Source organism: Streptomyces changchenzhani (assembly GCF_039766235.1).
GTDB lineage: Bacteria > Actinomycetota > Actinomycetes > Streptomycetales > Streptomycetaceae > Streptomyces.
Genome location: NZ_JBDHNH010000003.1, coordinates 181500 through 193659, shown reverse-complemented (window position 1 = coordinate 193659; position 12160 = coordinate 181500). Strand labels below are relative to the sequence as shown.

The following is a 12160-nucleotide window of genomic DNA, read 5'->3' as shown; positions in this document are numbered from 1 at the left end:
GCCAGTGGCACGTCGGGCCGGGGCAAGTAGGCGGCTCCCCCGGGAATCGTGTAGCGATCAGTCATATGGTGGCACTGAGTGAGCTCATCCCCGTCGAGGCCGTGCGACTGGACGTGCAGGCGGCGGACTGGAAAGAAGCGATCCGGGCAGCATGGGTGAGGTCGAACAGCCGGTGGAGTTCGGGCACGAGTCGAACGACCCCGTGGACCTGGTCGTCGCGCTCGCGGCGAAGGACTCGGGCGCGCACACCGCCGCCATGGCAAGCCTGGCGAGAATGCTGGCGGATCCCGACATGTCCAGGGCTCTGCACGAAGCGCCGACCCCCGAGGCTCTCCACGCCGTACTCGTCGGGCAGGACCGACAGGGGCAGGCGGAGGAGGGCGGGCAGCGGCAGGCACGGGCTGCCCGTGGCGGAGCCGGTCCGCACAAGATCCTCACCGCGCGTCCGAGGCGGCCGCCATCCTCACCTCACGCGAGATCGCGAGAACACTCGGCGATGTGGGCCTGCCGGTGAAGGTCGTGGAGACCGGCTGGGACCCCGGCGCCCGGCGTGACGCGCTGATGCCGCGGGAGGCTGCGCCCACTCCCGTGGCCGACGCCGGGGCCGGTAGGTCCGGCGCTGGTGGCTACGCACGGATCGCGCCGCCCGCAGGCGCCCCGGCGCCGCCGCCTCCCGAAGCGAAGTAGGGGACTCAGCCGCAGCAGTACGGCCGACAGCGCCGCCGGAGGGGTGGCGGCGCTGTCGGGTGTACGTGGGGGGGGCTGGGGGAGGTTGTGGACGTGCGGGCTGGGGGACGGGCTAGGGGAGGTTGTGGACGTGCGGGCCGACCGCGTTGGACCAGGCGTTGCCCGCGGTCGCGTCCCAGTTCGTCGACCAGGTCATCGCGCCGCGCAGGCCCGGGTAGGTCTTGGACGGCTTGAACGAACCGCAGTTGGTACCCCGGGTCAGGCAGTCCAGGGCGTTGTTCACGATCGTGGGCGATACGTACCCGCTGCCCGCACCTCTGGTCGACGCAGGCACACCGAGGCCGACCTGGGACGGGGCGAGGCCGCCCTCCAACTGGATGCAGGCGAGCGCGGTGAGGAAGTCCACCGAGCCCTGCGAGTAGACCTTGCCGTCACAGCCCAGCATCGAACCGCTGTTGTAGTACTGCATGTTGACGACGGTCAGGATGTCCTTCACGGCCAGCGCCGTCTTGAAGTACTCACCCGACGTCGACTGCATGTCGATGGTCTGCGGCGCCATGGTCAGGACCATGCCGGAGCCCGCCTTCTGCGACAGCGAACGCAGCGCCTGCGTCATGTAAGTGGAGTTGAGGCCGTTCTCCAGGTCGATGTCGACACCGTTGAAGCCGTACTCCTGCATCAGCGCGTACACGGAGTTCGCGAAGTTCGTCGCGGAGGCCGCGCTGTTGACGGAGATCGTGCCCTTCTCGCCGCCGATCGAGATGATCACTGACTTGCCGGCCGCCTTCTTGGCCGCGACATCGGCCTTGAACTGGGCGACGGTGTAGCCGCCGAGCCCTGCCGAGTCGAGGTTGAAGGTGACAGCGCCGGGCGTGGGCGTCGCGTCGGCGAAGGACACCGCGATGATGTCGTACTGGGACTGCACATCGCTGAGCTTCTGCACGGCCGCGCCGTTGTTGAAGTTCTGCCAATAGCCGGTCACCGCGTGCTTGGGCACATTGGGGTTGCCCGGGTCACCGCCGCCGGGCTTCGTCGTCCCCGTGACGGCCGCCGACTTCGCGGACTCACCCGCCGTGTTGGCCGCGGCCACCTGGAACTGGTAGGAGGTCGAGGCGCTCAGCCCGGTGACGGTCGCCGAAGTCCCGCTCTCCGTCTGGACCTTGGCGCCGTTGCGGTAGACGTGGTAGCCGGTCGCGCCGGATACCGCGTTCCAGGACAGGGCGACGGAGGAGGCCGTGGTCGCTCCGACCGCGAGACCGGCGGGCGTGGCGGGTATGCCGGGCTCGGGGTCGGTGCCCCCGCCGCCGTCGGGTCCCACGACGGTCAGGTCGTCGGCCTGATAGGCGGCCTGGCCGTACCAGCCGTGTGTGTAGACGGTGACCGACGTCGTGTTGGCTCCGGTCCTGAAGCTGGTGCTGAGCTGCTGCCAGCCGGAGGAGCCCGGCGTCCAGGTCGACACATCACTCGTACCGGTGCCGCTCGCGCCGAGGTAGACGTACGAGCCCTGCACCCAAGCGCTCAGCGCATAGGTCGAGTTGGGCTTGACGGCGACGGTCTGCGAGCACTTGGCATTGTCCTGCCCGGACGGGGTCGCCCTGAGCGCCGCCGCGCCGCCGTGCACGGGGCTGGAGACGGTGGCTCCGCTGCCGGCGGTACAGCTCCAGTTGGCGAGGCCCGACTCGTAACCGCCGTTCTTGACGACGTTGATGTCTGCCGCCTGGGCGGTCGCGGTCAGTCCGGCGACGGTGAGCGCGGTTGTGGCGACAACCGCCAATGCTCTGCCGAACCATCTTCGTGAGCCTGTGGTGCGGTCCACTACTGCCTCCGGGTGGGGATGACGGGGGGAGGTACACGAGACGACGGTGGCCACCGCTGGCGTAAAATGGTCCAGACCATCCAGGTTGTCAAGACCTCTGGCGGTCATTCGCGGAAAGCTCGTATACGAAACGCCCGACCGTCACGCGCCGACCCGACGGTCCCTCCGTTCGCCTTACGCGCCTGCGCACTCATGGACCTGCGGGTTCATTTTCGCGGCGCGGCTCCGGTCGTTCGCGAAACCCCCAGGGGGGTGGCATGCGACAGCGGCAGACGGCACGCCCTCACTGGGTCAGACTGGGGCCGTGATGGGGAACATTCCCGAAGAGACGACCATTCTTGTTCGGCGCGAGGGCGAGCTGCGCCATGTGCAGGAGGCGCTCGCACAGCACCGGCTGGTCTCTCTGACCGGGGTCGGCGGCGTCGGCAAGTCGAGGCTGGCGCTGAGAGCCGCGCGGCAGGCCGCGCCACGGTTTCCGGACGGGGTGTGGTGGGCGGACCTCGCGCCGCTGCGCGACGACGGGCTGCTGCTCGCCACCGTCTGCGACGCCGTCGACTTCGCCGACCACACACCACGGATGCCGGTGACCGCCCTGTGCGAGTGGCTCGCCGACAAGCGTCTGCTGCTGGTCCTGGACTCCTGCGAGCATCTCGTGGACGCCTGCCGGAGCCTGGTCGGTGATCTCCTCACGGCTGCGCCGGGCCTCAGGGTGCTGGTCACCAGCAGGCAGCCGCTGGGGGCCGACGGCGAGCGGACCGTCGAGGTCGAACCGCTGGCCGTCGAGGGCGACAGCGACGCACTCGCCCTGTTCGTCGAGCGGGCCGGCGCGGTGGTCCCCGGCTTCTCGCTGGCCGATCCCCGTCTCGCGGCTGCGGCCATCGGCATCTGCCGGCGGCTGGACGGGATCCCGCTGGCACTTGAGTTGGCCGGCGCCCAGCTCAAGCACACCTCCGTAGAGCAGTTGGCCAAGCTCCTCGACGCCCGCTTCGAGTCGCTCCCGCCCGCCGAGTGGGCGGCGACCCCGCGCCACCGGACGCTGCGTACCGCCATCGGTTGGAGTCACGAGCTGTGCGAGCCGCTGGAACGCCTGCTGTGGGCGCGGCTGTCCGCCTTCCGGGCCGCCTTCGACGAGCCGTCCGCCCGTGACGTCTGCGCGGGCGGACCCCTCGGCGGGGACGGGGTGCGCCGGGCGCTTGCCGGCCTGGTGGCCAAGTCGGTGGTCAAGCAGGAGGGGAAGCGCTATCGCATGCTCGGCGCCATCCAGGAATACGGGCGGATGTGGCTCGACGAGCTCGGTGAGGGCCCGCTGGTGGCCACCCGGCACGCGGCCCATTTCCTGGCCCTCGCCCACCGGGCGGACACCGGCTGGCTGGGCCCCGCCCAAGTGGCCTGGTACCAGCGGGTCTCCGACGTACACATCGACCTGTGCGCGGCCTTGGAGCACCTGCTCGTCACCGATCCGGCGCGCGCTCTGGAACTGGCCGGGCTGACGGGCTTCTACTGGAGCTGCTGCGGCCATCTGCACAAGGCCCGCTCCTACCTGGAACGCGCTCTCGCCCTGCCGCAGGAGCCCGGCCCCGCCAGGACCAGGGCGCTGTGGGCGCTCGGCATCGCGCTCCTGCTGCAGGGCGAGCACAAGGCGGCATTCCAGTTGGGTCAGCAGTGCACGCTGGCCGCGCGGCAGGGCGGCGACCCCGAGGCGACGTTCGCCGCCGCCTATCTGGTCGGCCTCACCCATCTGATGGAGGGCCGTCCGCTGGCCGCGTACGCGCTGGCCGAGCATGTGCTCGACGCCGCCCCGGACTCACCCTTCGCCTCCGCCTCCCGCCTGCGCTGCCACCTCGTCCAGGTGTTCGCACTCACCGCCCTGGGCAAGCTGCCCGAAGCGCGGTCGCAGGCGCTGGAACTGCGTGCGGGCTGCCTGCGGCTCGACGAATGGTGGACCCGCTCCTACACCGACTACCAGCTCTCACTGATCGCCCTGTTCCAGGACCGGGCGGACGACGCGGCGGCCCACGCCCGCGCCATGCTGGTCAAGAAGCAGCGACTGGGTGACAGTTTCGGCATCGCGCTCGGCCTGGATCTGCTGGCGGCCGCAGTCGCGGCGCAGGGCGACGGCGAGCGTGCCGCGATGGTCTACGGGACGGGCCAGGCGTACTGGCGCAATGTGGGCCACCCACAGCGCGGCACCCCGGAACTGCGTGCGGTACGTGAGGAATGCGAGGCCAGAGCCCGCGCCGCGGTAGGCGACCTGGCGTACGCGCAGGCGCTCGACCGGGGCGCGGCGGGCAACCCCAGGGCCGCGCTCGCGCGGGCGCTGGAAGGCGGCGACCCGCCGACGGGGTAGCTCGCGGCCCATGGAACCCGGCCGCGGGGTGGACGGCGTGACGCCCGCACCCTGGAGGGGTACGGGCGTCACGCTTGGTTCAGCCTCAGGCGGGGACGATGTTCTCCGCCTGGGGGCCCTTCTGGCCCTGGGTGACGTCGAAGGTGACCTTCTGGCCCTCCTGGAGCTCGCGGAAGCCCTGGGTGGCGATGTTCGAGTAGTGGGCGAAGACGTCGGGGCCTCCACCGTCCTGCTCAATGAAGCCAAAACCCTTCTCCGAGTTGAACCACTTCACAGTGCCGCTGGCCATATCTGTCTCCTTCAAAGGCTCAAGTCACCTCCCGCACCATGCGGGAGGCGGAGGTGATCGCCCTGGTCCGGAGATGTGCTGAACAGCAAAATCGCCCGCGAACGCGCTCACGGGCGACGGTACTTCGGAACCACGACAGCTGATCACGAAGTTACACGTCCGGACGCCAAGCAGCCACAGGAACGCTCAAGGTGAACGCAGATGTCCATGGTCTAAATACCTACAGACCGCATCATTTACTCTCGTGACCTTGTAGAACAATCGTTTGATCGCCCAGGGAGCACTCCTCGGGCCCTTCACACCACGTTCACCGCCCCCGATACGCACGAGCCGCGACAATCAGGTCCTGCCAGGCCATTCCGGTGGATTTGAACAGCCGGGGACGGTCGCCGTCGGGCCGGCGCTCGCCGCGAACGATGTCGGCCAGCGGTACGAGAGCGGACGCGTCGAGGTCGCCGTCGGCCACCGGGATCATCACGTCTCCCGCCTCACGCAGCGCGGTGGCGAAGTCCTCCACGACGACAGTGGCCCGGGTGGCCGTGGCCGTGTCGGTCTCCCGGGCATCGGGGCTGTGCGAGCCCATGGCCACCACGGTGGCGTGCGCGGCGAGGTCATCGCCGTCGAAGAGCGGGGTGGCGGACGAGGTGCAGCACACCACGATGTCGGCGGAGCGCACCGCGTCCGGGGCGGCAGCGGCGGCCGGCAGCCCGATGGACCGGCACTGCTCCACGAAGGCGTCCACGCGCTGCGGCCGGGTTCCCACGACGTCGACGCGGCTCAGCGGGCGCACCTGCTGGACGGCCTCGGCGTGGGCCAGCGCCTGGGGCCCAGTGCCGTACAGCAGCAGCCGGCTCGCGTCGGGCGTGGCGAGGCAGTCGACCGCCAGGGCCGAGACCGCCGAGGTGCGCCGCAGGGTCAGGACGGCGCCGTCGAGCACGGCGAGCGGCATCAGCGTGGCGGCGTCGAGCAGCAGATAGGCGCCGGTGATGCGGTCCAGGCCGAGCTGCGCGTTGCCCGGCGCCACGCCCGCGATCTTCACACCCGCGTAATCACCGTGTTCGGCCGGCATCAGCAGGAGCTGCCCGGCGGTGACCGGGACACGGGTGCGTGGCGGGGTGGCCGAGGGGTCGAGGCCGTCGAGCAGGGCTGAGCGGACGGCGTCGATCGCGGCGTCCACCGGAAGCAGCGCCTCCAGGGTCGGTCCATCGATCATTCGCAGGTCTTTCTCGGACACGGTCATGAGATCAATTCAACCGGAGACGGCCGACGCCGCCCGCCGCGGGAGGCGACCGCGTGCAGTCGGCCGGGCCACCGCCGCACACAGTCCCGCAGCCCGGCAGCCGGCAGCCCGGCCAGATCTGGCGCACACCTTGACGTGTCTGGTTCAGACCTTTAGGTTCACCGACCATCGCGCCTGTCCAAGGAGGCGCCCATCGTTCACAGACAAGAACGGATGGTCCCCCACATGCCACTCCCCCACATGCCCTTGAAGACCCATGTGCCTGTGCGGAGACGCCACCGCCGCACACCGCGCACCGCCCTGTTCGCCACGACGGCCGCGGCCCTGACGGCGTTGGTCGCGGGCTTCCTCAGCTGGCCGGGAGCCTCGACCGCCGACGCGGCGCCCGCCACCTTCGTCCATCCCGGGGTCACCGTCTCCCAGGGCCAGCTGGACTTCGCCCGCGACAAGGTCAACGCTGGCGCGCAGCCCTGGAAGGGCGCGTACGACCAGATGATGGCGAGCAAGTACGCCTCGCTGTCGCGCACTCCCAAGCCCCGCGCGATCGTCGAGTGCGGCTCGTACTCCAACCCCAACAACGGCTGTACGGACGAGCGCGAGGACGCGATAGCCGCGTACACCCTCGCACTGGCCTGGTACGTCACCGAGGACACCCGTTACGCCCAGAAGTCGATCGAGATCATGGACGCCTGGTCGGCCGTGATCAAGGATCACACCAACAGCAACGGCCCGCTGCAGACCGGCTGGGCGGGCTCCTCGTGGCCCAAGGCGGCCGAGATCATCCGCTACACCTCCACCAGCTGGCCGCAGGCGCGTGTCGACCGCTTCAAGACGATGCTGCGCACCGCCTATCTCCCCAAGGTCATCAACGGCTCCCACTCCAACGGCAACTGGGAGCTGTCGATGATGGAGGCGGCCGTCGGCATCTCGGTCTTCCTTGAGGACAGGACCTCCTACGACAAGGCCGTCGCCAAGTTTCGCGGACGTGTACCCGCGTTCATCTATCTGAGCAGCGACGGCAGCCAGCCCAAGACCGCGCCCGGCAGCGGCCTCGACACCCGGGCCAAGGTCGTCAAGTACTGGCAGAACCAGTCCACCTTCGTCGACGGCCTCACCCAGGAGACCTGCCGCGACTTCACCCACACCGGTTACGGGCTGTCCGCGATCTCCCACATCGCCGAGACCAGCCGCATCCAGGGCCAGGACCTCTACCCCCAGGTCGGTGAGCGCCTGCGGCAGGCCCTGGGCTTCCAGGCCAAGTACGAGCTGGGCGAGGCCCCGCCGAGCTGGCTGTGCGGCGGCACGCTCCACCGCGGGCTCGGCCCGGTCACCGAGGTCGGCTACAACGCCCTGCACAACCGCCTCGGCCATACCATGACCAACACCCAGACCCTCACCGAGAGCCGGCGCCCGGCCGGGAGCAACAACCTCTTCGTCGCCTGGGAGACCCTGACCCACGCGAACAACCCCGGCTGACCCGAGCCTTTGGCCCCAGGCCTTCAGCCCCGCCGGGCCTTCAGCACGCAGAAAGGGTCCTGCGGACCGTCACCGGGACGGTCCGCAGGACCCTTTCGCGTTACTGCTTACTGCCGACTTCCGACTTCGCGTAACGCACGCGTACGGCGTGAAACCTCAGCCGAGGGTGGCGATGGCCTCGTTGAAGGTCTTCGACGGGCGCATCACGGCCGCCGCCTTGGCCGGGTCGGGCAGGAAGTAGCCGCCGATGTCGGTCGGCGAGCCCTGGACCGCGATGAGCTCGGAGACAATCGCCTGCTCCTGCTCGGCCAGGGAGCCGGCGAGAGCCGCGAAGGCCTCGGCCAGCGGCGCGTCCTCGGTCTGCTTGGCCAGCTCCTGCGCCCAGTACAGCGCGAGGTAGAAGTGGCTGCCGCGGTTGTCGATGCCGCCGAGCTTGCGGCTCGGCGACTTGTCCTCGTTGAGGAAGGTGCCGGTCGCCCGGTCCAGCGTGTCGGCGAGGATCTGGGCGCGCGCGTTGTCCGTGGTCTGCGCGAAGTGCTCGAAGCTGACGGCCAGCGCGAGGAACTCGCCCAGGCTGTCCCAGCGCAGGTAGTTCTCCTTGACGAGCTGCTGGACGTGCTTCGGCGCGGAACCGCCGGCGCCCGTCTCGAACAGGCCGCCGCCGTTGATCAGCGGGACGACGGAGAGCATCTTGGCGCTCGTACCGAGCTCCAGGATCGGGAACAGGTCCGTCAGGTAGTCACGCAGCACATTGCCGGTGACCGAGATGGTGTCCTCGCCACGGCGGATGCGCTGCAGCGCGAACGCCGTCGCCGCCTCCGGCGTCATGATCTCGATCTGCAGCCCGTCGATGTCGTGCTCGGGCAGGTACGCCTTGACCTTGGCGATCAGGTTGGCGTCGTGCGCCCGGCCCTCGTCGAGCCAGAACACCGTGGGGTTGCCGGTGGCGCGGGCGCGGTTGACGGCGAGCTTGACCCAGTCGCGGATCGGCACGTCCTTGGTCTGGCACATGCGGAACACATCGCCGGTGGCCACGGCTTGCTCAAGTACGACGTCACCCGCGTTGTTCACGACACGGACCGTGCCGCCGGCGGGGATCTCGAAGGTCTTGTCGTGGCTGCCGTACTCCTCGGCCGCCTGAGCCATCAGGCCGACGTTGGGCACCGAGCCCATGGTCGCCGGGTCGTAGGCACCGTTCGCGCGGCAGTCGTCGATGACGACCTGGTAGACACCGGCGTAGCAGCTGTCGGGGATGACCGCCAGCGTGTCGGCCTCGTCGCCGTCCGGGCCCCACATGTGGCCCGAGGTGCGGATCATGGCCGGCATCGAGGCGTCGACGATGACATCGCTCGGAACGTGCAGGTTGGTGATGCCGCGGTCGGAGTCGACCATCGCGAGGGCGGGGCCCTCGGCAAGCTCGGCCTCGAAGGACGCCTTGATCTCGGCACCGATGTGCGGCACCGAGTCCAGGCCCTTGAGGATGGCGCCGAGCCCGTCGTTGGGCGACAGACCCGCGGCGACAAGCACCTCGCCGTACTGGGCGAACGTCTTCGGGAAGAACGCGCGCACCACGTGGCCGAAGATGATCGGGTCGGAGACCTTCATCATCGTGGCCTTGAGGTGTACGGAGAACAGCACACCCTCGGCCTTGGCACGGGCGACCTGGGCGGTGAAGAACTCGCGCAGCGCCGCGACGTGCATGACGGACGCGTCCACGACCTCACCGGCGAGCACCGGAACGGACTCGCGCAGGACCGTGGTGGCGCCGTCGTCGCCGACCAGCTCGATGCGCAGCGAGTCGTTCGCGGCGATGACCGCGGACTTCTCGGTGGAACGGAAGTCGTCGGCCACCATGTGGGCGACGTTCGTCTTCGAGTCGGCCGTCCACGCGCCCATTCGGTGCGGGTGCGCCTTGGCGTAGTTCTTGACCGACGCGGGGGCGCGCCGGTCGGAGTTGCCCTCGCGCAGGACCGGGTTGACGGCGCTGCCCTTGATCTTGTCGTAGCGCGCGCGGACGTCGCGGTCCTCGTCGGACTTCGGGTCGTCCGGGTAGTCCGGCAGCGCGTAGCCGTGCTGCTGCAGCTCCGTAACCGCCGCCTTGAGCTGCGGGATCGAGGCCGAGATGTTCGGCAGCTTGATGATGTTGACCCCGGGGGTCTTGGCGAGCGCTCCGAGCTCGGCGAGAGCGTCCTCGATGCGCTGCCCCTCCCCCAGACGCTCCGGGAAGCTCGCGATGATCCGCCCGGCCAGGGAGATGTCACGCGTCTCCACGCTGACGCCCGCCGTCGAGGCGTACGCCTGGACCACAGGCAGGAACGAATACGTTGCCAGGGCCGGGGCCTCGTCGGTGTGCGTATAGATGATGGTTGAGTCAGTCACCGGTACTCCGCTTCACGTCGACACGTCTCGACATCAAGATATCTCCTGAGTGCGCGTTCCCGACACCGGCCCCCCACGTCGGGTCGCCGGGGCGGGCCGCCGAGGTGCGACTGTCGGACCGTTCGAGCGGCCCGGGTCCCCCCACCGGCTCGCCCCGGCGGGCCCGAAAGGGGTCGGCTCGCTCCGCGCGGGCCGTAAGGTCCGGCAGCGGCTTCCCGCCCTCCGCCGGGGCGGACGGGCCCGCAGGTCGGGACAGGCGTGGCGGCGGCCGCGCCGCGGTGGGCGCCGGCGCGATCCGGTCGGCACTCGCCAGGCCGACGGCATATGCCTCAAGCACCACCGTATCGAGTATTGCCGAATCCCTTACGGGCCATACCAGCCTGTGCCACAGTCGTAACTGGTCCATCCATTCAGACAGGGCCGCGCCGCGCCTGTATCGGAGTACGAGATGCCGTCCCCCATGTTCGCGGATCATCCTGCGCAACAGCCTCCCGAGCGAGGCATGGTCGACGCTCTGATCACGCGGACGCGCCGCCTTCGCGGCGACGTGGACGCCGTACGCCAGGACACCTCCGTGGACGAGGAGGACCCGCACGGTCGCTGGCAGCTCGCCCTGTGCGACCTGGCCGTCCATCAACTCGACGACCTGGGCGCCCACTTGGGCCAGCTCAAGACGGGCCTGCCGACCGAGGCGCGGGAGGAATCGCCCGGGCAGGCCCCCACCCGCCCGAAGAGCAGGTCGCTGCTCAGCCGGGTCGGCAGCGCCGAGTGGAACCTGCTGACCGACGAGGTGAACTGGTCCGACGAGCTGTACGAGATCTTCGGCCGTGCGCCCGAAGCCGGGCCGCTCTCCCTGGACGAGCTGCCCTCGATGCTCTTCGCCGAGGACCAGGCGTTCCTCGCCACGATGATGACCGACTGCCTGGTGGACGGGAAGGCGATCGACGGGGAGTTCCGCATCGTCCGTACCGACCAGTCCGTGCGGACCCTGCACATGATGGGCGAGCCGGTGCTCGACGCCGACGGCTGCACCGCCTCCATGTGGGCGGTGCTGCGCGACGTCAGCGAACTGCGCCGAAGCCAGCACGCGGTGCGCGAGACCCGCGACTCGTTGCAGCGCCAACGGCACATCGCGCAGACCGAGCACCGGATCGCAGTCGAGTTGCAGGAGGCTGTACTGCCGCCGTGGCGCGGCTCCCTGCGACCCCCGCGCTCCGGACCCGGCGCGCTCGATCTCGCCGCCCACTACCTGCCGTCCGCGACGAGTGCACTGATCGGCGGGGACTGGTACGACGCGCTGGAACTGCCCGACGGGCAGATGTTATTGACCGTCGGCGATCTGACCGGTCACGGAGTGTCGGCGACCTCCACCATGGCGATGCTCCTGGGCGCGCTGCGCGGCATGGCGGTGGCGGGCATCCGGCCCGGGGCGCTCCTCGGCCATCTCAACCAGCTGCTCGATACCTCCACTCAGCCCGCTCTGGGCAGCGCGATCTGCTGCCGCTACGACCCGGCCGCCAGGCTGCTGACCTGGGCCCAGGCAGGACACCCCGCCCCGCTGCTGTTCCGCGACGGGACGGGGCGCGCTCTGACACCGCCCGAGGGCGTGCTGCTCGGGGCGACATCCGGAGCCGCCTACGAGCAGGCCGAGGTGCAACTGCGGGCCGACGACCTGCTGATGCTGCACACCGACGGAATCTCACGCCGTGGCCCCGCCGGCGATGCGGGCATCGGCAGGCTCCTGGAACTCGCGCCTCGCTTCGCCGAGGCCCGTGGCGCACAGGAATGCGTGCGTCTGGCCGTCGAGGAGTTCGGCGAGGCGGAGCGCGAGAACGACGCCTGCGTGCTGGTCGCCAGGATCGGCGCGTAACCCCCCGCCCCGATCACTGATCACTCATTGACCTGCGTCTACTTGATCCGCGGTTG

The 12160-nt window shown here is 69.9% G+C and carries 9 protein-coding genes; 5 read left to right on the top strand and 4 right to left on the bottom strand.

Annotation, left to right across the window (positions count from 1 at the left end; genetic code table 11):
- Positions 1 to 151 precede the first annotated feature (151 nt).
- Complete coding sequence (locus ABCR94_RS12325) at positions 152 to 514, top strand: PTS sugar transporter subunit IIA (protein WP_347119299.1); 363 nt, start codon at positions 152 to 154, stop codon at positions 512 to 514.
- The gene (locus ABCR94_RS12320; RefSeq protein WP_347119298.1) at positions 499 to 687 is read left to right on the top strand and encodes a hypothetical protein; all 189 of its coding nucleotides are present in this window, start codon (positions 499 to 501) and stop codon (positions 685 to 687) included. The genes ABCR94_RS12325 and ABCR94_RS12320 overlap by 16 nt, the downstream gene beginning before the upstream one ends.
- Before the next feature lie 112 nt (positions 688 to 799).
- On the opposite strand, the gene ABCR94_RS12315 is transcribed toward ABCR94_RS12320, so the two are convergent.
- Positions 800 to 2503 carry a chitinase gene (locus ABCR94_RS12315; protein WP_521976829.1) on the bottom strand — a complete coding sequence of 568 codons (1704 nt, stop codon included), beginning with the start codon at positions 2501 to 2503 and terminating at the stop codon, positions 800 to 802.
- Between the two features lie 307 nt (positions 2504 to 2810).
- Here ABCR94_RS12315 and ABCR94_RS12310 point away from each other — a divergent pair, with 307 nt between their 5' ends.
- The gene (locus tag ABCR94_RS12310) at positions 2811 to 4850 is read left to right on the top strand and encodes an ATP-binding protein (RefSeq protein ID WP_521976953.1); all 2040 of its coding nucleotides are present in this window, start codon (positions 2811 to 2813) and stop codon (positions 4848 to 4850) included.
- A gap of 85 nt (positions 4851 to 4935) precedes the next feature.
- On the opposite strand, the gene ABCR94_RS12305 is transcribed toward ABCR94_RS12310, so the two are convergent.
- The gene (locus tag ABCR94_RS12305; RefSeq protein WP_107014974.1) at positions 4936 to 5139 is read right to left on the bottom strand and encodes a cold-shock protein; all 204 of its coding nucleotides are present in this window, start codon (positions 5137 to 5139) and stop codon (positions 4936 to 4938) included.
- Between the two features lie 307 nt (positions 5140 to 5446).
- On the bottom strand, positions 5447 to 6379 hold the full coding sequence (locus ABCR94_RS12300) for an ornithine cyclodeaminase family protein (RefSeq protein WP_347119296.1): 933 nt from the start codon (positions 6377 to 6379) through the stop codon (positions 5447 to 5449).
- Positions 6380 to 6619: 240 nt separating this feature from the next.
- Here ABCR94_RS12300 and ABCR94_RS12295 point away from each other — a divergent pair, with 240 nt between their 5' ends.
- Positions 6620 to 7855, top strand: coding sequence for an alginate lyase family protein (locus tag ABCR94_RS12295; protein ID WP_347119625.1), 1236 nt, complete (start codon positions 6620 to 6622; stop codon positions 7853 to 7855).
- Between the two features lie 156 nt (positions 7856 to 8011).
- On the opposite strand, the gene ABCR94_RS12290 is transcribed toward ABCR94_RS12295, so the two are convergent.
- On the bottom strand, positions 8012 to 10234 hold the full coding sequence (locus ABCR94_RS12290) for an NADP-dependent isocitrate dehydrogenase (RefSeq protein WP_347119295.1): 2223 nt from the start codon (positions 10232 to 10234) through the stop codon (positions 8012 to 8014).
- Between the two features lie 448 nt (positions 10235 to 10682).
- Here ABCR94_RS12290 and ABCR94_RS12285 point away from each other — a divergent pair, with 448 nt between their 5' ends.
- Positions 10683 to 12104, top strand: coding sequence for a PP2C family protein-serine/threonine phosphatase (locus tag ABCR94_RS12285; protein ID WP_347119294.1), 1422 nt, complete (start codon positions 10683 to 10685; stop codon positions 12102 to 12104).
- Positions 12105 to 12160: the final 56 nt, after the last annotated feature.

Coding starts and splice junctions, on each gene's coding strand:
- ABCR94_RS12325 (WP_347119299.1), top strand. CDS start 152: ATGGGTGAGGTCGAACAGCCGGTGGAGTTCGGGCACGAGTCGAACGAC.
- ABCR94_RS12310 (WP_521976953.1), top strand. CDS start 2,811: ATGGGGAACATTCCCGAAGAGACGACCATTCTTGTTCGGCGCGAGGGC.
- ABCR94_RS12305 (WP_107014974.1), bottom strand. CDS start 5,139: ATGGCCAGCGGCACTGTGAAGTGGTTCAACTCGGAGAAGGGTTTTGGC.
- ABCR94_RS12300 (WP_347119296.1), bottom strand. CDS start 6,379: ATGACCGTGTCCGAGAAAGACCTGCGAATGATCGATGGACCGACCCTG.
- ABCR94_RS12295 (WP_347119625.1), top strand. CDS start 6,620: ATGCCCTTGAAGACCCATGTGCCTGTGCGGAGACGCCACCGCCGCACA.
- ABCR94_RS12285 (WP_347119294.1), top strand. CDS start 10,683: ATGCCGTCCCCCATGTTCGCGGATCATCCTGCGCAACAGCCTCCCGAG.